Source organism: Cryobacterium sp. AP27, from assembly GCF_056680495.1.
Map to the genome: position 1 here is coordinate 2561191 of NZ_CM155285.1, position 25045 is coordinate 2586235.

Annotated in this window: 22 protein-coding genes; 7 read left to right on the forward strand and 15 right to left on the reverse strand. The window is 66.9% G+C overall.

Annotated elements, in window-relative coordinates; translation table 11 throughout:
- Nucleotides 1-41: 41 nt before the first annotated feature.
- The 4 genes from AC1MB9_RS12125 to AC1MB9_RS12140 are packed head-to-tail and all read right to left on the reverse strand — an operon-like array spanning nt 42 to nt 4520.
- On the reverse strand, nt 42-1076 hold the full coding sequence (locus tag AC1MB9_RS12125) for a hypothetical protein (RefSeq protein ID WP_479962201.1): 1035 nt from the start codon (nt 1074-1076) through the stop codon (nt 42-44).
- Nucleotides 1073-2473 carry a sensor histidine kinase gene (locus tag AC1MB9_RS12130; RefSeq protein WP_479962202.1) on the reverse strand — a complete coding sequence of 467 codons (1401 nt, stop codon included), beginning with the start codon at nt 2471-2473 and terminating at the stop codon, nt 1073-1075. Before AC1MB9_RS12130 ends, AC1MB9_RS12125 begins: the two co-directional genes overlap by 4 nt.
- The gene (locus AC1MB9_RS12135; protein WP_479962203.1) at nt 2466-3167 is read right to left on the reverse strand and encodes a response regulator transcription factor; all 702 of its coding nucleotides are present in this window, start codon (nt 3165-3167) and stop codon (nt 2466-2468) included. The genes AC1MB9_RS12130 and AC1MB9_RS12135 overlap by 8 nt, the downstream gene beginning before the upstream one ends.
- 36 nt (nt 3168-3203) lie before the next feature.
- Nucleotides 3204-4520, reverse strand: a complete 1317-nt coding sequence (locus AC1MB9_RS12140) for a class I SAM-dependent RNA methyltransferase (RefSeq protein ID WP_479962204.1) — start codon at nt 4518-4520, stop codon at nt 3204-3206.
- 91 nt (nt 4521-4611) lie between these two features.
- Here AC1MB9_RS12140 and AC1MB9_RS12145 point away from each other — a divergent pair, with 91 nt between their 5' ends.
- Together AC1MB9_RS12145 and AC1MB9_RS12150 are read left to right on the forward strand one after the other, a co-directional pair.
- Complete coding sequence (locus AC1MB9_RS12145; RefSeq protein ID WP_479962205.1) at nt 4612-5277, forward strand: Maf family protein; 666 nt, start codon at nt 4612-4614, stop codon at nt 5275-5277.
- Nucleotides 5278-5406: 129 nt separating this feature from the next.
- Nucleotides 5407-7194 (forward strand): acetyl/propionyl/methylcrotonyl-CoA carboxylase subunit alpha, encoded by a 1788-nt coding sequence (locus tag AC1MB9_RS12150; protein ID WP_479962206.1) that lies wholly within the window; start codon nt 5407-5409, stop codon nt 7192-7194.
- Between the two features lie 94 nt (nt 7195-7288).
- On the opposite strand, the gene AC1MB9_RS12155 is transcribed toward AC1MB9_RS12150, so the two are convergent.
- Nucleotides 7289-8725, reverse strand: coding sequence for an NAD(P)H-quinone dehydrogenase (locus AC1MB9_RS12155; RefSeq protein WP_479962207.1), 1437 nt, complete (start codon nt 8723-8725; stop codon nt 7289-7291).
- 143 nt (nt 8726-8868) lie between these two features.
- Between AC1MB9_RS12155 and AC1MB9_RS12160 the strand changes: the two genes are divergently transcribed.
- Complete coding sequence (locus tag AC1MB9_RS12160) at nt 8869-9702, forward strand: purine-nucleoside phosphorylase (protein ID WP_479962208.1); 834 nt, start codon at nt 8869-8871, stop codon at nt 9700-9702.
- Nucleotides 9703-10043: 341 nt separating this feature from the next.
- Nucleotides 10044-11819, forward strand: a complete 1776-nt coding sequence (locus AC1MB9_RS12165) for a phospho-sugar mutase (protein ID WP_479964638.1) — start codon at nt 10044-10046, stop codon at nt 11817-11819.
- 78 nt (nt 11820-11897) lie between these two features.
- Here the strand turns inward: AC1MB9_RS12165 and AC1MB9_RS12170 are convergent, their stop codons facing one another.
- The 3 genes from AC1MB9_RS12170 to AC1MB9_RS12180 are packed head-to-tail and all read right to left on the reverse strand — an operon-like array spanning nt 11898 to nt 13751.
- Nucleotides 11898-12173 (reverse strand): PTS sugar transporter subunit IIB, encoded by a 276-nt coding sequence (locus AC1MB9_RS12170; protein ID WP_479962209.1) that lies wholly within the window; start codon nt 12171-12173, stop codon nt 11898-11900.
- Nucleotides 12170-12622 carry a PTS sugar transporter subunit IIA gene (locus tag AC1MB9_RS12175; protein WP_479962210.1) on the reverse strand — a complete coding sequence of 151 codons (453 nt, stop codon included), beginning with the start codon at nt 12620-12622 and terminating at the stop codon, nt 12170-12172. Before AC1MB9_RS12175 ends, AC1MB9_RS12170 begins: the two co-directional genes overlap by 4 nt.
- 34 nt (nt 12623-12656) lie before the next feature.
- Nucleotides 12657-13751: an adenosine deaminase gene (locus AC1MB9_RS12180; RefSeq protein ID WP_479964639.1), complete on the reverse strand. Its 1095-nt coding sequence runs from the start codon at nt 13749-13751 to the stop codon at nt 12657-12659.
- 476 nt (nt 13752-14227) lie between these two features.
- On the opposite strand from AC1MB9_RS12180, the gene AC1MB9_RS12185 reads away from it, so the two are divergent.
- Nucleotides 14228-14506: a hypothetical protein gene (locus AC1MB9_RS12185; protein ID WP_479962211.1), complete on the forward strand. Its 279-nt coding sequence runs from the start codon at nt 14228-14230 to the stop codon at nt 14504-14506.
- A gap of 364 nt (nt 14507-14870) precedes the next feature.
- On the opposite strand, the gene AC1MB9_RS12190 is transcribed toward AC1MB9_RS12185, so the two are convergent.
- The 7 genes from AC1MB9_RS12190 to AC1MB9_RS12220 form a co-directional block, all read right to left on the reverse strand.
- Nucleotides 14871-16175, reverse strand: a complete 1305-nt coding sequence (locus tag AC1MB9_RS12190; RefSeq protein ID WP_479962212.1) for a thymidine phosphorylase — start codon at nt 16173-16175, stop codon at nt 14871-14873.
- Nucleotides 16172-16585, reverse strand: a complete 414-nt coding sequence (locus tag AC1MB9_RS12195; protein WP_479962213.1) for a cytidine deaminase — start codon at nt 16583-16585, stop codon at nt 16172-16174. The genes AC1MB9_RS12190 and AC1MB9_RS12195 overlap by 4 nt, the downstream gene beginning before the upstream one ends.
- On the reverse strand, nt 16582-17880 hold the full coding sequence (locus tag AC1MB9_RS12200) for an ABC transporter permease (protein WP_479962214.1): 1299 nt from the start codon (nt 17878-17880) through the stop codon (nt 16582-16584). Before AC1MB9_RS12200 ends, AC1MB9_RS12195 begins: the two co-directional genes overlap by 4 nt.
- A complete protein-coding gene (locus AC1MB9_RS12205; protein WP_479962215.1) occupies nt 17877-19163 on the reverse strand; it encodes an ABC transporter permease in 1287 nt (428 codons plus the stop codon). Before AC1MB9_RS12205 ends, AC1MB9_RS12200 begins: the two co-directional genes overlap by 4 nt.
- On the reverse strand, nt 19160-20719 hold the full coding sequence (locus AC1MB9_RS12210) for an ABC transporter ATP-binding protein (RefSeq protein WP_479962216.1): 1560 nt from the start codon (nt 20717-20719) through the stop codon (nt 19160-19162). Before AC1MB9_RS12210 ends, AC1MB9_RS12205 begins: the two co-directional genes overlap by 4 nt.
- A 131-nt stretch (nt 20720-20850) precedes the next feature.
- Nucleotides 20851-21954, reverse strand: a complete 1104-nt coding sequence (locus tag AC1MB9_RS12215) for a BMP family lipoprotein (protein ID WP_479962217.1) — start codon at nt 21952-21954, stop codon at nt 20851-20853.
- Nucleotides 21955-22129: 175 nt separating this feature from the next.
- Nucleotides 22130-23251: a mannose-1-phosphate guanylyltransferase gene (locus tag AC1MB9_RS12220; RefSeq protein ID WP_479962218.1), complete on the reverse strand. Its 1122-nt coding sequence runs from the start codon at nt 23249-23251 to the stop codon at nt 22130-22132.
- 101 nt (nt 23252-23352) lie between these two features.
- Here AC1MB9_RS12220 and AC1MB9_RS12225 point away from each other — a divergent pair, with 101 nt between their 5' ends.
- Together AC1MB9_RS12225 and sdhC are read left to right on the forward strand one after the other, a co-directional pair.
- Entirely contained in the window at nt 23353-24507 is a 1155-nt protein-coding gene (locus AC1MB9_RS12225) for a glycosyltransferase family 4 protein (RefSeq protein ID WP_479962219.1), read from the forward strand.
- A gap of 113 nt (nt 24508-24620) precedes the next feature.
- Nucleotides 24621-25040, forward strand: coding sequence for a succinate dehydrogenase, cytochrome b556 subunit (sdhC, locus tag AC1MB9_RS12230; protein ID WP_479962220.1), 420 nt, complete (start codon nt 24621-24623; stop codon nt 25038-25040).
- Nucleotides 25041-25045 lie beyond the last annotated feature (5 nt).

Consider the following 25045-nt stretch of genomic DNA (forward strand, 5'->3'; position numbering starts at 1 on the left):
CCGGCCTCGGCTGGTCCCTTTCGCATTTCCGAACGGTTCGGCTACAGCTGATGCGCCACCCCTGTCGACCGCGGGATCTCCAGCCACAGGTCGACCTCGTCGCCCGAGTCGTCGCCACCGGGCACCACATGCGCGGGATCGACGCTCCGCAGGCCCACCACGGTGACGGCGGTGTCGGATCCATCCGCAGCCGTGCGCACGATGATCTTGTCCGCTGACGTGCCGGCTATGGCTTCGGCGAGCCGGTTGTGCACGCGCTCGAGTTCGTCGCCGACAATATCGTCCATTGCCCCCTCGTCGAGCAGCGTCACGTTGGCGCCCCGCCGGCGGGCCAGCATGACCTGCTCCCGCACGGCATCGTTGAGCAGCCGCCGCCCGCGGATCTCGTCGCGGATCGCCGCTTCGAGGTAGCGGCATTCCTGTCGCTGCTCCTCATCGAGCACGCCGCCGCGCTGGACGATCTGGTGCAGCATATCGAGGGCGAGGCTGTTCGTGAGCTTGAGACGAACCTGACGTTCGTAGAGGTGCGCCTCCTGGGCCGCCTGCCAGCGGGCGGCTTCCCGCTCCGCTCGGGAGAACTGCTGGGCGTCGCGGGCCGCTTTTGCCAGCGCGCGCGACAACAGCGCCGCCGCGGCGACCCACACCACGCTTCCGATCACGCCCATCGATCCCAGTGCCCCCGCGCCGGCCCAGAACACGGTGTGCACCACGAGCACGCCGGCACCGATCCAGGCCAGCGCCGGCCGTTTGCGGGTCGCCGTGATGGTGAGCAGGGTTCCCACGGCCGCCACGTACCACGTGGCGTAGCCGTTGCTCACGGACCCGTCGAGCTGACTACCCACCACGAGCGGCAGCGCCCCGCACACGGCGACGTTGAAGAACGCCAGGCCCAGAGACATCCGCGTCGGGCTCGTCGGCCACAGGCTCGCGATGCTCGCCACGCCATACAGCACCATAACGGCGACGATCGGCGCCGCCGACCGCGGCTGGTTGATCGAGTAGATGCCGAGCAGAATATGGTAGCCCGAGAAGAGTGCCGCCAGCCCGAGCATGAGGGCACGCGAATGGCCCATCATGACGCGGCTCCCGGCATCGGCCGCTGGGCGGGATCGTCCGGCGCAGCGGGCCCGTCACTCTGCATATCCATCGAGGGGAAGCCGGCGACGGCTTCAACCTCGGCGCGCGCCTGGTCCAGGGGGCGCGGCCAGCTCAGCGTGATGATCGTGCCCCGCCCGACGCTGGTGCGCACGTTCACGAATCCGCCGACGCTGGCCACACGCTCCTGAATCGAGACGCGCAGGCCGAGGCGCCCTTCCGGTACGAGGCAGGCGTCGAATCCCACGCCCGTGTCGGCGATTTCGACGTGGCATCCCTCCGCCGTCGACGCGCTGAGGGTGAGTGTTCGTGCCACGCGCACATCCGCCGTGCCGGCGTGCTGCACGCTATTGACCATGGCCTGCAGCGCGGCCGCGAACAGGGCCTCGCTGACCTGCTCCGGCACCGCCACCCGAGGCTCACTGTGGTCAATGAACGAGAAGGGCGCAGAGGATGCCGATGCCTCATGCCGCAGGCGCGTGCTGAGGCGGGAGAAGGGTACGCGGGCCTCGTCGTCAGGCCGTGCCACGCCGGCTTCCAGCAGGCGGGAAACGGCGTTGCCGGCCATTGTTGCGGCCAGTTCCGCTCCCTTGTCGGTACGCGCGCCGGCGGCCGAGAGCAGCGTGGCGAGCACGCTGTCGTGCACGATCGAGTCCACCTCGACGCGCTCGACCTCGGTGGCATGCTGGCGCACCGAGTACAGGTACTGGGCGAGCGCGTTGCTCTGGGCGAGGTCGACATTGCTGGACGCCGTGCGCAGAAGCGTGATGATGATGAGCACCACCTGCCCCAGCAACACGGCGTACATGACGTCGAGCGAGGCGAGCAGAACGTCTGCCCCGCCACCGGACGGATGCATACGCACCACACCGTACGCGACCGGTGCGACGACGGTGTACACGGCGGCCCAGCGCAGGCGGAACCCTATCGCGGCACACGAGGTGGCGACGGTGCAGAGATACCAGAGCCACGGCTTGTCGCTGACATCTTCCGGCACATGGGCGATCGCGAACGGCCAGGCCACGATCGCGACCAGGTAGAAGATCGCCACCAGGCTCGTGCTGACGCGTACGCAGGCCTTCACGACGGTGGCGACGACGACGAACGCAATCGCGAGGCCGAGGACAAGCGCCATCGTCGCCGTACCCAGAGCGCGATGTTCCTCGTACTGCTGCAGCACGGTCGGCACGTTCTGCAGCGCGAAGATCACCGAAATTCCCGCGACGGAGCGAGACAGCACACTCTCGATCTGCGCCCGGCTCAGCGGTTTCCGGGAGCGTGATCCCTCCCCGAGCAGTCTCTCACTGGCCGATTCCTCCTGACGTCGGTCAGGTGCGGCCGCGTCGGCGCGGCCCATGTTCGCGCTTCGTTTAGACACGGCCGTCAGTCGCGTCGGTGTCGAGTCCGGGCAGGATTCCATCTTCGACGGCGCGTCGCAAGAGGTCCACCTTGGTGGGGGCCGGGCGGCCGACCTCCACATACTTCACGCGAATGCGGTCGAGGTACTCCCGCGCTGTGGAGTGAGCGATGCCGAGCTGCAGCGCCACCATTTTCAGCGGCAAACCGGAGGCGTAGAGGTGCAGCACGTCGCGCTCACGACGGCCGAGCTGAGCCTTGGCGAAGTCGCGGTCCGCGTCGATCGCTGTCGCCCACTCCAGGTTGTTGAGCACCTCGCCATGGGCGACGGCGGCCACGGCCGCCATCACGGCGGTCGTCGGCGACGACTTGGGGATGACCCCGGCGGCACCGGCGGCGAGCGCCTCGCGAACGGATGCGACCCGGTCGGCGATGCTGTGCACCAGCACCGCGGAACCGGTGCTCTGGGCGAGCTTCACGTTGTCGGTCACAACCGACCCGTCGCCGAGGGCGAGGTCGAGCACGATCACGTCGCACACACGGCCGTCGAGCCCCGTCACCAGCTCCCGCACGGTTGCCGCAGTGAGAATCACGGTGTATCCGGAGTTCTCGCACGCCCCCTTGAGTCCCAGCCGAACCGATTCGTGGTCGTCGATAATGGCGACTCGAATCGGCTTCTGATCGGATGCCGGTGCCTCGGGTGATTCCTGCGTCACAATTTCTGCTTTCCTGGGTCTAGGTCTCAACGATAGCTATTTGGCCAGCACGGCGACGGCTTCGACGTGATGGGTGTTCGGAAAAAGATCAAAGGCGCGGAGATTCTTCAGCTCGTAGCCGTACCCGGCAAACAGCGCCACGTCGCGCGCGAGCGCCACGGGATCGCAGGCCACGTAGACGATCTGGGCCGGGGCGAGAGCACCGAGTTGGTCGACAACGACCTTACCTGCCCCCGACCGCGGCGGGTCGAGCACCACGGTGGCGGCCTGCAACCGGGCGCGCTGCGCGGCATCCGCTTCTCGGATCACGCGCTGCAGGTAGCGGTCGACACGGTCGGTTTCGGCTGTCGCCCCCACCCACTCCTTGAGGTTCGTGGCGGCGAAATTGACGGCGTCCGGGTCGCTCTCCACCGAGGTGATGCGCACCTTTCCGCCGAAACGGTCGCCCACGGCCGCGGCGAGCAGGCCGACGCCTCCGTAGAGGTCGAGGTTGGTGGCGCGCGGGTCGAAAAGCTCGGGGTCGATAGCATCCTGCACGGCCGTGAAAAGCGTCTCGGCGGCGCGGGAATGCACCTGCCAGAATCCGGAGACGTCCAGCTCGAACTCTCGGTCGCCGACGCGCTCGCGGATGACGCTGCGCTCCGCCCGGCGCGGCTTGCCGAACTTGTCTTTCTCGGCGACGAGAACGCGCACGGGCCCCTCGGAGGGGGCGACGAGGTTCACGGTCGCCGCATTGTGGAAGAGGGTGTCGAGCGGGGCGATCTCTTCGATCGCGTGTTCGGCCAGCGGCAGGTCGTTCACGGGGATGACCCGGTGCGAGCGGGCGGCGTAGGGCCCGACCGTTCCGTGTTCGTCGACGTGCAGGCTGATTCGGGTGCGCCAGCCGGTGCCGTCCATGGAGTCGCCGGGACTCGCGTTCTCCCCGGCGGCCACGGTCTCAACCGTGACCGGGCTGTCCAGGCCGGCCATGCGCTGCAACGCGTCCGCGAGAACGCGGCGCTTGAGTTCACGCTGGAATGGCAGGTCGATGTGACCGAATTCGGCACCCCCCGCTCGGTCTTCCGGAGCACGATCGAGGGCAGCGGCCGCCCACACGTGCGGCTGGCGCTCGGGCGCCTCGTTGATCACGGCCACCGTCTCGGCGCGCCAGAAGCTCTTGTGGTTGGCCTCGGTGAGGCGGGCGCGCACGCGTTCGCCCGGCAGGGTGTCACTGACGAAGACCACCCGGCCCTCGTGCCGGGCCACGAAGATGCCACCGTGAGCTACGTTGGTGATGTCGAGTTCGATCTCGGTGCCCACCGGTGTCTCTACCGCGCTCTGGTTGTCCGACTGCGTGCTCTTGCTGATGCCCATTCCTCGATAATCCCACATCGCCCCCCAAAGTGAGGCCTTCCCGGTCGACTCCGTGACAGGCGTCACCCTCGTGTGGATGAGAAAGTGAACCATGCACCTCATTTTGGCGTCAACGTCCCCCGCCCGCCTCGCCCTGTTACGGGCGGCCGGTATCGAGCCGGCCCTCGCGTCACCCGACGTTGATGAGGACGCAGTTGCCGCGCAGGCGAACACGAATGCCGGGGCGACCCTCGGCGCGCACGAAGTCGTGGAACTGCTCGCCAGGGCCAAGGCCGAGGCGGCCGCCGCGCTCTGCACCGGGACAGACGAGAGCGGGGAATCCGATGTGTCCTTGATCCTCGGCGGGGACTCGGTCTTCGTGCTTGACGATGTCATCTACGGCAAACCGCACTCCGCCGAGAAGGCGCGTGAGCGCTGGCAGCTGCAGCGGGGACGCACGGGCATGCTGTATTCGGGGCACTGGCTGATTGAGGTCGTGGGCGGCGTACCCGGCCGAGCCGTCGGCGCGGTGGCGGTCGCCGAGGTGAGCTTCGCCGACGACATCACGGATGCCGAACTCGACGCGTATATCGACACGGGCGAGCCGCTCTTCGTCGCGGGTGCGTTCACGATCGACAGCCTCGGGGCGCCGTTCATCACCCGAATTGTGGGTGACCCCTCCACGGTCGTCGGCCTGTCGCTGCCGACTCTGCGCCGACTGGTGTCCCGGCTCGGTCACCACTGGCCCGACCTGTGGAATCGACGCGGCGCGCTCTGATTTGGCCGCCGATGTGCCCTTCGACAGCGAACGACAGCTCCCGGTTGTAGACATCCGCACTGATTCCCGGTCACTTTTTGTGGGGGTCGGCTAAAAGGTCGCGGTCGTTGCCCCATAAGCTTGGGAATTGTGTCACTCATATCGAAGGTCCTCATCGCTAACCGGGGCGAGATCGCCGTCCGGGTGATCCGCGCCGCCAAAGACAGCGGAATCCGCTCTGTCGCCGTCTACGCCGATCAGGATCGTGACGCCCTGCACGCCCGCCTCGCCGACGAGGCCTACGGCCTGGACGGCACCACCGGCGCGGACACGTATCTTGTCATCGACAAAATCCTCTCCGTCGCCCGCCGCTCCGGGGCCGACGCCGTTCACCCCGGCTACGGTTTTCTCGCCGAGAACGCCGACTTCGCCCGCGCGGTCATCGCGGCCGGACTCACCTGGATCGGTCCCTCGCCGGAGGCAATCGACCAACTGGGCGACAAGGTGTCGGCTCGGCACATCGCCGAAAAGGTCGGTGCCCCCATGGCACCCGGCACGCTCAACCCCGTCGTGGATGCCGCGGAGGTGCTCGCCTTCGTCGACGTGCACGGGCTTCCGGTGGCCATCAAGGCGGCCTTCGGCGGCGGCGGGCGCGGCCTCAAGGTCGCCCGCGAACGCGCCGAGGTGGCCGAGCTCTTCGATTCCGCCACCCGGGAAGCCATCACCGCCTTCGGGCGCGGGGAATGCTTCGTGGAGAAGTACCTCGACAACCCCCGGCACGTGGAAACCCAGTGCCTGGCCGACGCGCACGGCAACGTCGTCGTCGTCTCCACCCGCGATTGCTCCCTGCAGCGCCGGCACCAGAAGCTCGTCGAAGAGGCGCCCGCGCCGTTCCTCACCGAGGAGCAGACCACCGAAATGTACCGAGCGTCGAAGGCGATCCTCACCGAGGTCGGCTACGTGGGTGCCGGTACCTGCGAGTTCCTGATCGGTCTGGACGGAACGGTGTCCTTCCTCGAGGTCAACACGCGGCTGCAGGTCGAGCACACGGTCTCCGAAGAAGTCACCGGGATCGACCTCGTGCGCGAACAGTTCCGCATCGCGGCCGGCGGTATTCTCGACTACGCCGACCCGGTCGCCGTGGGTCACTCCTTCGAATTCCGCATCAACGGTGAAGATCCCGGTCGCGGCTTCTTCCCCTCCCCCGGCCCCGTCCACCTGTTCAAGCCGTCCGGCGGACCCGGCGTACGCGTCGATACCGGGGTTCAGTCCGGCGATGTCGTTTCCGATTCCTTCGACTCGCTGCTGGCCAAACTCATCGTGACCGGCGCCACCCGCGAGGAAGCTCTCGAACGGTCCCGGCGTGCCCTGGACGAGTTCGAAATCACCGGGCTGCCCACCGTTCTGCCGTTCCACCGCGCTGTCGTTCGGGATCCTGCCTTCGCTCCCGCCGACGGCGCACCGTTCTCGGTGTTCACTCGGTGGATCGAAACGGAATTCGACAACACCATCGAACCCTGGACAGGCACCCTCGAGGACCCCACGCCCGCGCAGAAGCGTCACAACGTCGTCGTGGAGGTGGAAGGACGTCGCATCGAGGTCAGTCTCCCCACCCGACTGCTGCCCGGCGCCCCCGGGGACACCTCCGTCGGGCCGGCTCCGCGGCGTCGCGGCTCCAGCACCGTTTCGGTCGACACCGGCGACGCCGTGAAGGCACCGATGCAGGCCACGATCGTGAAGCTGCTCGTCGCCGACGGCGACACGGTCGTCAAGGGCGACCTGCTCCTCGTACTCGAAGCCATGAAGATGGAGCAGCCGTTGACCGCCCATCGCGACGGTGTCGTCGGGGGCCTCACCGCCGTCGTCGGCACGACCGTCTCGTCGGGGGCGCTGCTGCTCACGGTCACCGAGTCCGCCCTGGTCACCGACGCGGCGTAGTTCCGCCGCGGCGCATCCGCTGCCCGCACGCAAGCACAAATGCACCCCGTCGGAGATCCGGCGGGGTGCGTTTGTGCGTGCGCTCAGCGGGCCGTTACAGCACCACGTGCATGGCGCGGGCGGCGTCGGTGATGGACCCCGTGAGCGAGGGGTAGACCGGGAACGCCTGGGCCACCTCATCGACGGTCAACCGGTGCTCGACGGCGAGTGCGAGCGGGAAGATAAGCTCGCTCGCCTTCGGCGCCACGATCACGCCGCCGATGACGGTTCCACTGCCCGTGCGGGCGATGAGCTTCACGAAGCCGTCCTTGATGCCCATCATCTTGGCACGAGGGTTGGACGCCAGCGCCAGTTTGTACACGTCGCCCTGGACGAGGCCGTCTTCGATCTGCTTCTGGGTCCAGCCGACCGTCGCGATCTCCGGCTGCGTGAAAATGTTCGCGGCCACGTTGCGAATCTCGATCGGGTTGACCGTGTCGCCCATCGCATGGAACACGGCCGTGCGTCCCATCATCGAGGCGACCGATGCGAGCGGGAGCTCGGTTGTGCAGTCCCCGGCCGCGTAGATGTTCGGGATCGACGTGCGCGCCACGCGGTTCACCTGAATGTGCCCGCTGTCGGTGAGCTGCACGCCGGCCTGCTCAAGGCCGATGCTCTCTGTGTTCGGCACCGAACCGACGGCAATGAGGCAGTGGCTGCCCCTGACCTCTCGGCCGTCTTCGAGGGTGGCGAGAACCCCGTCGCCGTCTCGCACCACGGATGCCGCGCGCGACTTTGACATGACAATCATGCCGTTGCGCTTGAAAACGTTTTCGATCACGTTGGCGGCGTCGGCGTCTTCGCCGGGCAGCACCTGGTCGCGGCTCGAGATGAGTGTGACCTTGGCGCCCAGGGCACGGTAAGCCGAAGCGAACTCGGCGCCGGTGACACCGGATCCGACCACGATGAGGTGCTCGGGCACGGCGCGCAGGTTGTACAGCTGCGTCCAGGTGAGAATGTACTGTCCGTCGGGCATGGCGGAGGAGAGAACGCGCGGGCTTGCCCCCACGGAGACGACGATCGTGTCAGCGTCGATGCGGTCGAAGTCGGTTGCCGAGCTGTCACCGGAGGTCGCCACGATCACGGCCGTCGTTCCGTCCAGACGGCCGTGTCCCTGCACGAACGTGACGCCGGCGCGAATAAGTGTGGCCTTCATGTCTTCGGACTGCTGTCGGGCGAGGGCGAGCAGGCGCTTGTTGACCGCCGCGAGATTGATCGCCACTTCGGGCCGGAGGGGCTTGCCTGTGTCCCCGCGCACGAAGAACTGCACACCAAGGTCGGTGGCCTCGCCGATGGAGTTGGAGGCTTCCGCCGTTGCGATGAGGGACTTCGACGGAACAACATCCGTGATCACGGCCGAGCCGCCCACGCCGACGGCTTCAACCAGAGTCACCTCGGCGCCCTGTTGGGCGGCGGCCAGGGCCGCTTCGTATCCGCCAGGCCCTCCGCCGAGTACAACAATGCTCTGCTTGCGTTCGAACTCATAGGCCATGTGCTCCATTCTCTCAATACCCACGGCCCCCGCCAAACCGCGCCATCGCCCGCATTCGCGTCACTGAGCGGGAAGGCCGCCCGGCGAATGCCGGTTTGCCCCCGAAATCTGCGTCGAATTCGCGGGTCGCTTAGAGTGGGTGAATGCTCAAAACCGACATTAACCTGTTAGACGCGCCGGAAACCGATCCGTTCGACGTCGCACGCACAGCAGCGCAGCAGATTGCCGACCTCACAGGAGTGGCGCGCCACGACGTGGCCCTCACTCTCGGCAGCGGCTGGGGCAAGGCAGCCGACCTGATCGGCGAGACCACACACACCATCCCCGCGCAGGAAATCACCGGTTTCAGCGCACCCGCGCTGGCCGGTCACGTGGGCACCCTGCGATCGGTGTTGCTTCCCAACGGCAAGCGCGCGCTCATCATCGGCGCCCGCACGCACTACTACGAAGGCCATGGGGTGCGTCGTGTCGTGCACAGCGTGCGCACCGCCGCGGCCGCCGGGGTGACAACCATGATCCTCACGAACGGCGCCGGTGGGATCCGTGAGACGTGGACTCCCGGCACGCCCGTGCTGATCAGCGACCACATCAACCTGACGGCGGACTCGCCGCTGGAGGGCGCGACGTTCGTCGATCTGACCGACCTCTATTCCGCGCGCCTGCGCGACGTGGCTCGGTCGATCGATCCCACGCTGGATGAGGGCGTGTACTGCCAGTTCCGCGGGCCGCACTACGAGACCCCCGCCGAAGTGCAGATGGCCAAGGCCATCGGCGGCGACATTGTGGGCATGTCGACGGCGCTGGAGGCCATTGCCGCCCGTCAGACGGGCATGGAGGTGCTCGGGCTGTCGCTCATCACCAACCTCGCCGCCGGCATCCAGAAAACGCCGTTGAGCCACGGTGAGGTCATCGAGGCCGGCCAGCTCGCCGAGCCCGTGATCAGCGCGCTTCTGGCCAGGATCGTGGCCGCGTTGTGAGCCACGAGGATTCCACCCCCGAGGTGCCCCCTGTGCGCGTGAGCGGCCGTCATTCCGCCCGTGCCGACGACACCCGCCCCGACACGGATGCCGCCGCGCCGGTCGACTCGGACGACAACGTCACCCTGAGTCCCGAGGAGGAGCTGCTTCCGACAGTTGCCGTTCCCCTCCCCGTGAGCGCGCCCCTGGCGGACGACGCCGCCGGCGACGATGCTGACGGCGACACTCCCACCCTCGTGATCAGCACGGTGTCCGTGCCGGCGACCGACGCGGATCCCGCCGAGGCGCCCGCGTCCACGACGGTCGCCCACGCGGATGTCGACGATGCGCCGACGACGGCAATGGCCGCGGTCGGCAGCGACGGCGCGACGCCCACGGTCAGGGAACAACCGCCGGTGAGTGCGCTCGCCGGCGGTTCCGCGGCGGATTCGACCGCAGCGCTGATCGAAACGGCCAGGGCCTGGCTGCGCCAGGACCCGGACGCCGAGACGCAGGCCCAGCTACGCGGGCTCATCAACGCGGCCGGAGACGGCGACTCCGCCGCGCTCGTGTCGCTGCACGACCGCTTCGACACTCGCCTCGAGTTCGGCACGGCGGGGCTCCGCGGCGAAATCTCCGCCGGATCCAACCGGATGAACCGGGTGCTGGTCTCGCAGGCGGCATCCGGTCTCGCCAGTTATCTGATGAGCCGCGCCAAGCCGGGAGTAACGCCCTCCATCGTGATCGGCTACGACGGACGCAAGAACTCGAATATCTTCGCCACCGACACGGCCGCGATAATGGCCGGCGTCGGGGTTCGAGCCATCCTGTTGCCCCGACTGCTTCCGACTCCCGTGCTTGCCTTCGCGGTGCGTCACCTTGACGCGAGTGCCGGCGTGATGGTGACCGCATCCCACAATCCGCCGAACGACAACGGGTACAAGGTGTACCTCGGCGGACAGAACGAGGGCGCCCAGATCGTGGCCCCCGATGACAAGCTGATTGCGACGCAGATCCTGCGGGTGGCCGCGGAGGAACTCGTATCCGAGCTGCCCCGCGCCGCCTACGAGACGGCCGACGAAGACGTGGTGCGGGCCTACATCACCGCGACCGCGAGCATCGCCCACACGCCGCGCGCGCAGGTGAACACGGTCTACACTGCCCTGCACGGGGTGGGGTGGGACACCACCCGACGCGTGCTGGAACAGGCCGGCTTCGAGCTGCCCACCCTCGTCGACGCGCAGGTCGCGCCCGACGCCGCGTTCCCCACCGTCGCCTTCCCCAACCCCGAAGAGCCCGGCGCCATGGATCTCGCCTACGAGACCGCCCGAGAGGTCACCGCCGAGCTCATCATCGCGAACGACCCGGACGCCGACCGTCTCGCGGTCGCCATTCCCGACCCCGACGAGGCGTCGGGCTACCGCCGTCTGAGCGGCAACGAGGTCGGCATGATCCTCGGCTGGCGCGCGGCGTCGCTCGCCGCCCAGGCGGCCGGTGACCGTCCCCTCGTCGGCACCCTCGCGTGCTCCATCGTGTCGTCGCCGGCGCTGCGCGCGGTGGCGAATGCCTACGGCCTCGACTTCGCGGACACTCTCACCGGCTTCAAGTGGGTCTCCCGCGCGCCCGGCCTGATCTACGGCTATGAGGAGGCCCTCGGCTACCTTGTGAACCCCGGCACCGTGCGCGACAAGGACGGCATCTCCGCTGCCGTCTCGATACTCTCGCTGGTGACGGATCTGAAGGCGGAGGGCCTCACCCTCGGTGATCATCTCGACGCGTTCACCGAAAAATTCGGGCACTTCGCATCGGGTCAAATCTCGGTTCGGGTGAGTGACCTGTCGACGATCGCCCGGGTGATGACCCAGCTGCGTCACACACCGCCGGAGTCCGTCGGGAATATTGCCGTCGAGCAGATCGACGACTTTCGCTGGGGCCTCGGCGCGCTTCCCCCGAGTGATGTGCTGCGCATCCGCCTCGTCGACGGTTCGCGTGTGATGGTGCGCCCAAGTGGCACCGAACCCAAGTTGAAGGTGTACCTGGACACGCACAGCACCGACGGCACCGTCGAGGAACGCAAGGTCGCGGCTCTCGCGGCGCTGTCGGAGCTCGAACGGGGCATGCGCGACCTGATCCAGTAGGTCGGCCGTGACACGAAACGCCCTCCCCGACCGGGGACGGCGTTTCGTCGGTGATGTCCGCGGGCGCGCGGTGACCGGTTAGGAGCCGAGCGCCATCTCCAGTTTGGCGGCGAGTTCGTCGACGTCGAAGTAGTTGGTGATCACGATCACATCGGCGTTGGTTTTTCCGATCGCGTCGACGAGCTCCGACGAGGTCAGAATCACCTGGGCGTCGGCCGCTTCGGCGCGCACGCCCGCAACATCCGTGGCCACAACGTTCGCCTCGATCTCCAGACGCTCCAGGGCACGTTCGGCATTGACCTTGAGGATCGCGGACGTTCCCACGCCGACGCCGCACATGACCACGATCTTCATGAGGATGCCTTCAGCCCGAACAGGGATCGAACCGTTTCGGCGTCCGTGGCCGCCGCGAGTGCCGGAATCACCTGCGCGTCGTTGAACACGTTCGCGAGCTCGGCGACGTGCGCCAGGTGCTCATCGCGGCTGACGACCGCGAGCCCGACGATCACGCTCACCGGGTCGTTGTTGGGGTGCCCGAAGTTGACGGGTTCGGCCAAAGTGACAACGCTCAGACCGTCGGCGAGTACATCGTCGCCGGGCCGCGCGTGCGCGAGAGCCAACCCGGGCGCGATCACGATGTAGGCACCGAACTCGGTGATCACGCTGATCATGCGCGCAGTGTATTCCGCGGTCGTCGCACCCGATCGTTCGAGGGCGAGCCCGGCGGCCGTGACCGCTGCGCGCCAATCATGGACATGCGCACCGATCGTGATGGCGGAGGGAGGCAGTGGCGGCAGCGACATGGTGTCTTTCATAGGTTGCGAGGGGAGGCCGGGATCATGCGTCGGCGAAGCCCGCGATGATGGCGTTCGTGAGCTCCTCCCGATCCTCGAGCGGCAGGAACGACGCGGCGGCCGCGTTGAGCTGGAACACCTCGAGGTCGTCGAGATCGTAGCCGAAGGCATCGCTCAGCAGCGCCAGCTCCTGCGACAGCGTTGTGTCGCCCATGAGGCGGTTGTCGGTATTCACCGTGACCTTGAATCCGAGCTGGTACAGCAGGTCGAACGGGTGATCGAGCAGGTCCTCGCCCCAGGCCGCGATCGCGCCGGTCTGCAGGTTCGACGTCGGGCTGACCTCGAGGGTGATTTCCCGGTCGCGTACCCATTGGGCCACCGAGCCGAGGGTGACGAAGGTGTTGTCGTCGTCCTGGCGCTCGATCGTCACGTCTTCGGCGAGACGCACTCCGTGTCCGAGGCGCAGGGCGCGACCGTCGAACAGGGCGCTGCGGATGCTGTCCAGCCCGTCGGCCTCCCCGGCGTGAACCGTGGTGGGCATGAATTCGCGGGCGAGCAGGTCGAAGGCCTCCTTGTGGTTGCTCGCGGGGAACCCGGCCTCGGCCCCGGCGATGTCGAAACCGACGACGCCGTCGAATCGATATTTCACGGCGAGTTCGGCAATTTCGAGGCTGCGATCGGCGTGGCGCATGGCCGTGATGAGCTGGCCGGTGCGGATGCTCTTGCCCTGGGACTCGACGTGCTCGATGCCGGCCTCCAGGCCGTCCTGAACCGCCTCGACGGCCTCATCGAGGGTGAGTCCACGCGTGAGGTGCTGCTCGGGTGCCCAGCGCACTTCACCGTAGATTACGCCGTCGAGGGCGAGGTCTTCCACGTATTCCTTGGCGACACGGAAGAGGCCGTCACGTGTCTGCATGACGGCGCACGTCACGTCGAAGGTCTTGAGGTATTCCACGAGAGAGCCGGCACTCGACTGGTCGTAGAACCACTTCTGGAGGCTCTCGGCATCCGTCTCGGGCAGGTCGAGCCCGATGGTCTCGGCCAGGTCGATGATGGTCTGCGGGCGCAGGCCTCCGTCTAGGTGATCGTGCAGCGAGATCTTGGGCAGGGTGTTGATGCTCACGCCGCCACCGGGCATCAGGAATTCCTCTGGAGTCGTATTCACACTTCTAATCTACCGGCCCGCCCGCCTGGAGGCTCCATGTTTGCTGATCATGCGCTGCACGTGCGTGCATCGCACCGTCCCACGGGACGTCACTGGGCTACATCCGCCCCTTGGATCCAGTTCATGGGGCTGATGGTGTCCCCTCGCGGTGCACGAGGTGCGACGGGGCCCCTACGGTCGCCAGCCTCGCGACCGCAGGGCCTCCTCGACGGCGGCGCGCACCCACGTTGCTTGCATGGCGGCAACGGAACGTACCTGTTTGCCTCCGGCTCGGGAAGCCCGCAGTCGAGCAGAAAAAGTCGCAGCATCGTCTCCCGCCGGGACTCCACGCGCGGGCGAATGAGCGCCGCGGCCTCGCGTAATCTCCGGGCCCCACGCTGCCCCGAGTTCTGCGTCACCCCGGCGGCGATATCGGCGGCGGTCGCCAACGCCCGGTCTCCCCGCAGCAGATGATCTCCCGCCGCGATGAGGTCGTCTCGTTGCAGTACGGCTGCCAGTTGGCACCAGGTCGCGATCGGCTCGAGCACGGGCATCCTCGCCAGCACGCACACACGCTTGAGATCCTCGGCGCGATGGCCGATGACCCCGCCTGCCCGGAGTGCTCGTTCCGGGGACAGGACGGTGACATGAATGCGCGGGTCGGTTTCGAGATGCGCAGGCAGCGGCATGCCGAAGAGAATGGCCGCCGTCGCGTGGCTGAAGAACGCGCCGGGGCCATCCGCGGCTGAAAGGCTCGGCAGCGATCCCGGAGGGTCTCAATGCTGCCGACCGGCACGCACACACCCCAAAAGGGATGCTCGAGGTCACTCGAACGAGTGCGCTTGCGCGACACGCCGGCGGCCTGGGCCTGCGCCACGGTGAACGGCCCGTGCTCGAAGCCGGGAGGAAGCGGGGTTTGATGATGTATGGCGTGAGAATGCCACCATCTGCGACAAGGGGTCAGGTTATCCACAGTCCCGCCGTCGTACGCGAGGGGACAACTTCCACCCATGAAACCAGGGCAAGGAGCCAAAGTTGGCTACTCGCGGAGCCCCTGGGGTGGAAGATGGCATGTCGCGACGCGAGGAGACAATTTCGCCCGCACGGGCGGGGTCAGCGCGTGATGCGCTCCGCGATCAGCGGACCGCCGTCCTGCACCGGTTCGCCCACGTCGCCGATGCGCCAGGCACCGTCAACGGCCTCCAGTGCCCGCGCGAAACGTTCCGGTTCGTCGGCGCTGAGGGTGAACAACGGTTGACCACGGCGCACCGTGTCGCCCGGCTTCGCGTGCAGGTCGATGCCGGCCGCGTGCTGCACCGGGTCCTGCTTGCGCGCGCGTCCCGCACCGAGCCGCCACGCGCCGATGCCGAACGGCAGCGCCTGCTGTTCGACGAGCACACCGTCACGATCGGCGAGGACCACGTGAGTTTCGCGCGCGACCGGCAGCGCCGCATCCGGGTCGCCGCCCTGGGCACGAATCACGTCGCGCCACTTGTCCATGGCCCGGCCGTCGTGCAGCGCCGATTCCACGTCCACGTCGGTGATGCCGGCGAGGTCGAGCATTTCGCGCGCGAGCGCCACGGTGAGCTCGACGACGTCGGCGGGGCCGCCGCCGGCGAGCACGTCGACCGATTCGCGCACCTCGTTGGCATTGCCGATCGCGAAACCGAGCGGCACGTTCATGTTGGTCAGCAGAGCGGATGTCGCCACTCCGGCGTCCTCGCCCAGCTCCACCATGGTGCGTGCCAGTTCGCGTGAGAGGTCGATGTCCTTGAGGAAGGCTCCGGACCCGAATTTGACGTCGAGCACGAGCGCACTCGTGCCCTCCGCGATCTTCTTCGACATGATCGACGATGCGATGAGCGGGATGGCCTCGACAGTGCCGGTGATGTCGCGCAATGCGTACAGCTTGCCGTCGGCGGGCGCGAGACCGCTGCCGGCGGCGCAGACGACGCCGCCGTGATCGCGCAGCTGGGCGAACATCTCCTCGTTGCTGAGGTTGGCGCGCCAGCCCGGGATGGATTCCAACTTGTCGAGGGTGCCCCCGGTGTGCCCGAGGCCGCGGCCGGAGAGCTGCGGCACCGCGGCGCCGAACACGGCGACGAGCGGCATCAGCGGGAGCGTGATCTTGTCTCCGACACCGCCGGTGGAGTGCTTGTCGGTCGTGGGCTTGCCGAGCCCGGCAAAGCTCATGCGTTCGCCGCTGTCGAGCATGGCCATGGTGAGCGCACGAACCTCATTGCGGCTCATCCCGTTGAGGAAGATGGCCATGGTCATCGCGGCCATCTGCTCGTCGCCCACGTAGCCACGGGTGTACGCGTCAATGAGCCAGTCGATCTGGGCGGTGGTCAGCTCACCCTTGTCACGCTTGGCGTGGATGAGGTCGACGGCGTCGAAGGCTTCAAGGGTGCTGCTCATGGTGACTCTCCTGAGTTACGGTATTCGGCGAGCTGGCGCGGCCCGAAGGCGTCGGGCAGCACCTCGTCGATCGTGCGGGTTCCCGACACGGTCTGCAGCAGCATGCCGGTTGCGGAATGTTCGTAGAGCAGCTGGCGGCAGCGCCCGCACGGCATCAGCGTGTTGCCGTTGCCGTCCACGCAGGTGAACGCCACGAGGTGTCCGCCCCCCGTCAGGGCAAGGGTCGACACGAGGGCGCATTCGGCGCACAGGGTGAGGCCGTACGACGCATTCTCCACGTTGCATCCGCTGATCACGCGCCCGTCATCGACGAGCGCCGCGGCCCCCACCGGAAACTTCGAGTACGGCACGTAGGCGTGTGACATCGCCTCGACGGCCGCCTCGCGCAGCCTGGCCCAGTCGACGGTCATGATTTGATGTACGGCTTGCCGGACGCGGCCGGGGGCCTCGACCTGCCGACCAGGCCGGCCACGGCGAAGATCGTCACCAGGTACGGGAGCATGAGCATGAATTCGCTCGGCACCGGCGACCCGATGATGCTGAGCACGCTTTGCAGGTTGCTCGCGAAGCCGAACAGCAACGCGGCGAGGGTGGCGCGGATCGGGTCCCACCGGCCGAAGATCACGGCCGCGAGGGCGATGAACCCGGCACCGGCCGTCATCTCCTTGCCGAAGGCACCCACCGAGCCGAGGGTGAAGTACGCGCCGCCGAGCCCCACAATGGCGCCGGCGAGCGACACGTTCAGAAAACGGGTGCGGGCCACGTTGATGCCCACCGTGTCGGCGGCCTGCGGATGCTCTCCCACCGCCCGGAGGCGCAGGCCCCACTTGGTGTGGAAGACGGCGAAGTACACCGCGATCACGGCCACGTACATGAGGTACACGATGAGCGTCTGACGAAACAGCACCGGGCCGATGATCGGGATCTCGCTCAGGAACGGAATGTGGATGCGATCGAACTTCGGCGGCTGGTTGAGCATTGCCGCGTTGGGGGCTAGCAGCTGCGAGTACAGGAAGCCGGTGAAACCGACGACGAGCACGTTGAGCACGACACCGACAATGACCTGGTCGACGAAGTACTTGATCGAGAACGCGGCGAGCACGAAGGAGACGGCCATTCCGGCGAGCATGGCGGCGAGCAGACCGAGCAGGGGCTGGTTGGTCACCGAGGCGACGAGCGCGGAGGTGAACGCGCCGGCGAGCAGCTGACCCTCGATGGCGATGTTGACCACACCGACCCGCTCGGAGATGACGCCGCCGAGCGCACCGAAGATCAGCGGCACGGCCAGGCTGATCGAGCCGAAGAGCAGCCCGGGGACGGGGATGGTGCTCCCCGCCGACGCCCAGGCCAGGAACCCGACGAGCAGCAGCACGGCGAACACGCTGATCAGCCACACGGGCACCCGGGACCGCTGATACACGAGCCAGCCGCTCACGAGCGTGATCACGAGCAGGAGCAGGGTGATGGCCACGCCGGTCGCGCGGGTGGGGAGCTCCACCGCGGGCAGCTGGATCAGGTCGGATCCGGTGGAGAGGCGCATGGTGCTGATGCCGTCGCGGCCGAACACCACGAGCAACAGCAGGCCGATCAGCGTGAACACGCCGAGCGCGATGGGCGCCTTCCAGTTGCGGATCGCGCCGGCGGCGGGTCCGCGGGCCGGTTCAACGGGCTGGGTGGGGTCAATAACGGGGGCGATGGTGCTCACTTGGCCGTCACCTCCTGGGTTACGTTCAGGCGAGGCTTGCGCGTGGATGCGCCGGGCGTCGGGAGGCGGAAAATGGCACGTACGAGCGGCGGTGCCGCGATGAAGAGCACGATGAGGGCCTGAACGACAACGATGATGTCAACAGGCACGCCCTCGGCGGCCTGCATCGAGAAGCTGCCGGCCTTGAACGCACCGAACAGAATCCCGGCGGCGAACACCCCCCACGGCTTGGAACGACCGAGCAGGGCGACGGTGATCGCATCGAAGCCGATGCTCGAGTCCACGGTGGCGCCGAAGCCGCTCGTCGTGGTGCCGAGCACCTGGTTGATGCCGGCCAGTCCGACCAGCCCACCCGAAATGAGCATCGCGTACACGTAGATGCGCTGCACTCCGATACCGGCCACGCGGGCCGCATTCGGATTCTCTCCCACGGCACGAAACTGAAAGCCGAGGTTGGAACGCGACAACAGCCACCAGGTGAAGATCGTTGCCGCGATCACGAGAATGAACCCGAAGTGCAGGTTGTAGTTCGATCCGAGCAGGTCGGGGAAGATTGCGGTTGGCTTGCTGGCCGGGGTCTTCGGGTTGTTGGAGCCGGGGGTTCTCAGGAACCCGTCGCGCAGGAGGTAGCTCACGAGGTAGAACGCCACGTAGTTGAGCATGATCGTTGTGATCACCTCGTGCGCGCCCGTGCGCGCCTTCAGCAGGCCCACGATCCCGCCCCACAGGGCACCGCCGAGCACGCCGACGACGAGGGCGGCGACCATGTGGATCCCGTAGGGCAGGTCGAGCGCGAACGCCACCCAGCCGCCGAGCGCGGCGGCGATGAGCATCTGCCCGCGACCACCGATGTTGAACATGCCGACGCGGAAGCCGAGCGCGACGCCAAGGCCCGCGGCGATCAGCGGTGTCGCGAAGGTGAGCGTGTCCGTGAGCGGTTTGATCCCGTCGGCGAAGCTGTCCCGGCGGAAGTTGTAGATCGAACCCTGGAAGAGTGCGGAGTAGGCACCGGACACGGCCTGCCAGATGGCCCCGAGCATGTCGCCGGGCCGGGAGAAGAAGTACCCGGCCGCGTCCTGCACCTCGGTGGTCGTGAACGCGATCATGACGGCGCCCACGAGCAGGGCGAGCACGACGGCGAGCACCGAGATGATGGCGCTTCCCGTGGTGATCTCGCGGAACATCGAGTGCCAGCGTCCGGGTTCCTCGTCGACGTGACCCGACGGCGTCGGACCGGTGGGGGGCGCGGTGGGCGGGGCCTGGGGGACCTGACTGTCGCTCATACGGCAGCTCCTTCGGTACTGTCGGTGGGCTCGTTGTTCGTTGGTGCAGCGTCGGTGGGTTGTGCCACCCCGGCCATCATGAGGCCGAGGACGGCGCGAGGCGTGTCGCCGGGGACGATGCCCACGATGCGACCGCCGTACATGACCATGATGCGATCGGCGAGGGCCGCGACCTCGTCGAGCTCGGTCGAGATCACGATCACCGGGGTGCCGGCGTCGCGGGTGGCGACGATGCGCTCGTGCACGAATTCGATGGAACCGACGTCGAGCCCACGGGTGGGCTGCGCGGCGACGAACAGGCGCAACGGGCGGCTGAGTTCGCGCGCCAGCACGACCTTCTGCTGGTTGCCCCCGGAGAGCTTGCCCACCGGGGTCTCGATGCCCTGCGCTCGTACGTCGAATTCCTTCACCTTCTCCTCGGCGAAGGTCTTGAGGTAGTCCAGCTGCAGGTTGAAGTGCTTCACAAAGGGTGTGTGGTTGGAGCGGTCGAGCATGAGGTTCTCGGCGATGCTGAACGACCCGACCAGGCCGTCCTGGTTGCGATCCTCCGGTATGAATCCCACGCCGGCGTCGAGCACCTTGCGCACGGAATGGCCACGCAGCGAGGAGCCGTCGAGCGTGATCTCGCCCGTGACGCGTGGCTGCAGTCCCATCAGCGCCTCGGTCAGTTCGGTCTGCCCGTTTCCCTGCACACCGGCGATGGCGAGGATCTCCCCGACGGCAACGTCGAAGCTCACGTCGTCAACGACGACCTGGCCGCGCGGGTCGATCACGGTGAGGTTTTTCACGACAAGTGCCGGCTTGCCCGGCGTTGCGGGGCCTTTGTCCACGGTGAGGTCCACGGCGCGGCCGACCATCAGGGTGGCCAGTTCTTCGTTGCTGGCCGTGGGCAGGGCTTCACCCACCACCTTTCCCAGCCGGATGACCGTGATGCGGTCGGCGACCTCGCGCACCTCCCGCAGTTTGTGCGTGATGAACACGATGGAGGTTCCGGCATCCTTCAGCTGGCGCATGATGACCATGAATTCGTCGGTTTCCTGAGGCGTGAGCACGGCGGTGGGTTCGTCGAAGACGAGCACCCGGGCGTCGCGGGAGAGCGCCTTGATGATCTCGACGCGCTGCTGCACTCCGACGGGCAGATCTTCCACGAGGGCATCCGGGTTGATGTTGAACCCGAACCGGTCGGAGATCTCCCGCACACGCGCACGCGCAGCGGTCAGGTCGAGGCGTCCGCCGGACTTCGTCTCTTCGTTGCCGAGCATCACGTTCTCGGCCACGGTGAAAACCGGGATGAGCATGAAGTGCTGGTGCACCATGCCGATGCCGGCGCTCATCGCATCGCCGGGTCCGGCGAAGTGAACGGACTTGCCGTCGAGAAGGATTTCGCCCTCTTCCGCCCGGTACAGGCCATAGAGAACGTTCATCAGGGTGGACTTGCCCGCGCCGTTCTCGCCGAGAAGGGCGTGGATCTCCCCCGGTTCGATCACCAGGTTGATGTTGTCGTTGGCGACAAGTGCACCAAAGCGCTTGGTGATGCCACGAAGTTCGAGCTTCATATTTCCCGATTCTATTGAGCGGCCAGGGAACCGTTCAGGTTGAGCGAACAAAAAGCGGGGAGGCCAGCACAGCTGACCTCCCCGGATTCGCATCACTGCGGTCGTGCGAATGGTGCGGTAGTGCGGTGCTGCTACTTCGGGGTGGCGTCCGAGGTGACGACGATGTCGCCGGAGATGATCGAGGCCTTGATCTCATCGATCTCGGTCATCAGCGCCGGGTCGACCTTCGACTCGTAGTCGTGCAGCGGGGCGAGGAGCACGCCCTCGTTCTCAAGGGTGCCAACGTAGGGGTCGGAGGAGAAGTCTCCGCCGGCAGCGTCCACGACGATCTGCTGTGCGGCATCCGCCATCTGCTTCATGACGGATGTGAGGTACAGGCTGTCGAACTCGGGCGTGGTCTCGAACAGGTCGCTGTCCACACCGATGATGGCGACATCCTTGCCGGAGTCGTTGATGGCCTGCGCGGTGCCCTGGAAGAGCGGTCCGGCGACCGGGAGGATGATGTCAACGCCGCTGTTGATCAGGTTCTGGCTGATCGTCTTGCCGGCGCTGATGTCGTCGAAGCTTCCGGCGAACGTTCCGGTCTGAGATTCCTTGTCCCAGCCGATGACGGTGACGGAGGTGCCCTTCTGCTCGTTGTGGTACGCCACGCCATCGACGAAACCGTCCATGAAGATGGTGACGGACGGGAACTGCAGCCCGCCGTAGGTGCCCACGACGCCGGTTGTGGTGGTGCCGGCAGCGAGGTAACCCGCGAGGAACGCGGCCTGCGCCGTGTCATACAGAACGGGCTTCACGTTGTCGAGAGACAACGGGCTGAAGTCGTCGTTGGAGAGCGCGGAGTCGATGATCGCGAACTCAACGTCGGGGTTGTCCTGGGCGGCGTCGCGCGTGGCGTTGGCGAGCGCGAAACCGACGGTGAGAATGAAGTTGCAGCCCTGGTCGACCATGCTGCTGACGTTGCTGGCGTACTGGTCTTCCGTGGTGGACTCGGCCTGCTTGAACTCGACGCCGAGTTCCTCAGATGCCGCCTTCATTCCGTCGTAGCTCGACTGGTTGAAGGATTTGTCGTCGAATCCGCCGAAGTCAGAAACGATGCAAGGCAGGAAATCCGACGTTGCGGCGTCAGAATTCGAACCGGAATCGGTCGGTGCCGGGGCGCAGGCGGCGAGAAGGGCGATAACGCCGAACATGGCAAAACCGCCGAGCGCGGCTTTACGGGTCGTGATTGTCAAAATGACCTCCAGGATGCTGCCGCGCGGGGGTTCGCTCGGGCCGTGGTCGCTACGTTACAGAATGTTTCGCTGCTCAGAAGAGCAAAGTGGCGCGCAGACCGAATGGTTATCAACCCGCGACATTTGCGACCCGGTTTTGCTCATCTGAGCAGCCAGAAGTCTGGTCGTCGAGGTCTCAGAGCACGTCGCTGCTGCCGGAAAGCTTCAGCGCGTCGACGACGGCCTTGACCTTCTGGGCGTTGGCGCTCGTGGTGACGAGGAGCGCGTCCGGCGTGTCGATCACCACGATGTCTTCCACGCCGATGAGCGCGATCATCCGGCCGGTGTGGCTGACGACAATTCCGCTGCTCGAATCGGCGAGCACGCGAGCGCCCTCCCCCAGAATCGCGAGATTGGCTTTGCGCCCCCCGGAGTGCAGTTTGGCGATGGACGCGAAGTCACCCACGTCGTCCCACTCGAACTGACCGGGAATCACGACGAGCCGTCCGGCGGCGGCGGCGGGCTCGGCCACCGAATAGTCGATGGCGATCTTCTTCAGGCCCGGCCATACCCGGTCGACGACGGCGCCCCGGCGCGGCGTATCCCACGCCTCGGCCAGTTCCTGCAGCCCGGCCAGCAACTCGGGCTCGGTCTCGCCGATCGCTTCCAGCAGGCGGTCCGCTCGGGAAATGAACATGCCGGCATTCCAGAGGTACGTGCCCTCGGCGAGGTATTGCTCGGCCACCTCCGGGTCGGGCTTCTCCACGAAGGAGTCCACCGACAGGGCGCTCTCGGCGCCTGGGATGTCGAGAGCACCGTCACTCTTGATGTAGCCGAAACCGATGGACGGTTCGGTGGGCCGGATGCCGATCGTGACGATGTACCCGGCGTCGGCGGCAACGACGGCCTCGGTGACCGCGGTGCGGAACAGGGATTCGCCGGTGATCACGTGGTCGGCGGGGAACGATCCGATGATCACGCCCGGTTCGCGGCGTTCCAGAATGGCGGCGGCGAGCCCGATCGCCGCCGTGGAGTCACGCGGCTCGCTCTCCAGAACGACGTTCGGGTCGCGAAGCTCGGGCAGCTGGCGTTCTACGGCGGCGCGGTGCGCGCGTCCGGTGACAACCATCACGCGCTGGTTCCCGGCAATGGGCACGAGCCGATCCCAGGTGTCGCGCAGCAACGTCTGGCCGGAACCGGTGAGGTCGTGCAGAAACTTGGGGGCGTCGGCCCGGGAGAGGGGCCAGAGCCTCGATCCGATCCCGCCCGCCGGGATCACACTGTAGAAGCGGTCGAGGGCGGCGGGAGGCTGAGGCATGGGGCCACACTATCGCGCAGAGCTGAGCGGGCCCGAGTCCGTTCATCCGGCATTCACTCCGGAGCCACACCGAGGCCACCCTGCGCCTTTAACCTCAGGGCATGCGGGTCGCAGTCATCAGCGAAAGTTTCCTTCCCACCATCAGCGGAGTCACCACCAGCGTCTGCAAGGTGTTGGAGCACCTGGCCGGCGCCGGTCACGAGGCCATTCTCATCGCCCCTGCGGGCGCGCCCCGCCAGTACGCGGGCTTTCCGGTGCATACCGTGCCGGCGATCGCCTACCGGCAGTTTCCGGTGGGGCTGCCGAGTCCGCACGTTCAACGCCTGCTCGCCGATTTTCGTCCCGATGTGCTGCACGCCGCGAGCCCCTTTCTGCTCGGCGCCCAGGGCATCGCGGCCGCGAACCGGCTGGACATCCCGTCCGTGGCCATCTATCAAACGGATGTTGCCGGCTACGCCGCCAGAAACCGCCTCGGCCAGGCGACCGCCCTCGCCTGGCGCTACGTGAAGTGGGTGCATGAGGGCGCCACCCGCACGCTCGTCCCATCGAGCTCGTCGCTGCGCGACCTGGAGCGCCTGCACGTTCCCAACCTCGCGATGTGGACCCGCGGGGTCGACCTGACGGGCTTTCACCCCAACCGCAAGGGCTCGGCGGACGTCGCCGCCCTGCGTCGGAAGATCGCTCCTCGTGGCGAGGTCATTGTGGGGTACGTCGGGCGACTCGCGCCCGAGAAGCAGGTGGAGCGACTTCGAGCGCTGCGCGGGCTCGCCGGCATCCGGGTGGTGATTGTGGGCGATGGACCGTCGGAACCGCAGATCAAACGGGCGCTCGCGGGCATGCCCGTCACCTGGCTCGGTCGCCTCGCGGGGGCCGAGCTGGCCACGGCCTACGCCAGCTTCGACGTCTTCGTGCACACGGGAACGGAAGAGACGTTCGGGCAAACCCTGCAGGAGGCGCATGCCGCGGGGCTGCCGGTGGTGGCGCCCGCGTCGGGCGGCCCCCTCGACCTCGTGACGCACGAAGAGAACGGCTACCTGTTCACACCCGACGACGAGCACGACCTGCGGCGCCACGTGGAACGGCTCGCCGGTGACCCCGCCCTGCGCAACCGAATGGGTGAGGCCGGGCGACGCACGGTTCTCGGCCGTTCCTGGCCTACCGTGTGCGGCGCACTGCTGGATCACTATGAAGGTGTCATCGACGAACGGGCGGCCGTTCGGGCGATGACCGTGATTCCTCTTTCTTTGCAGCGCTGAGCGGCGCAGGCGGCACCAGCGCACCTGCGCGCATGGCTAGACTGTTAGCGAGCTCGTTGAGCCCGATGGGTCTCGTTTGAGGCAAAAATCTATTCAGCCAGGGAGGGTTGTTCATGCCAAATCAGTCGGCAGGAACCCTGACATCTCAGCAGAAGACGACATCTCGTCGCCCGGCCGGCACCTTGTACCGGGGCAACGAAGGCATGTGGTCATGGGTCCTGCACCGGATTACCGGTGTCGCGATCTTCTTCTTCTTGCTGGTCCACATTCTCGACACGGCATTGGTCCGCGTGAGTCCCGAAGCGTACAACGCGGTGATCTCGCAATATCAGACGCCGATTATGGGGCTCGGTGAGGTCGCCCTCGTGGCCGCGATCGTGTTCCACGCGTTCAACGGGCTGCGGATCATCCTCATCGACTTCTGGAATGCCAAGTACCAGAAGATCATGTTCTATGTGGTGATCGGACTCTGGCTCATCACGATGCTCGGTTTCGCTCCGCGCCACCTCATCAACGTGTTCAGCGAACACTAGGGGAA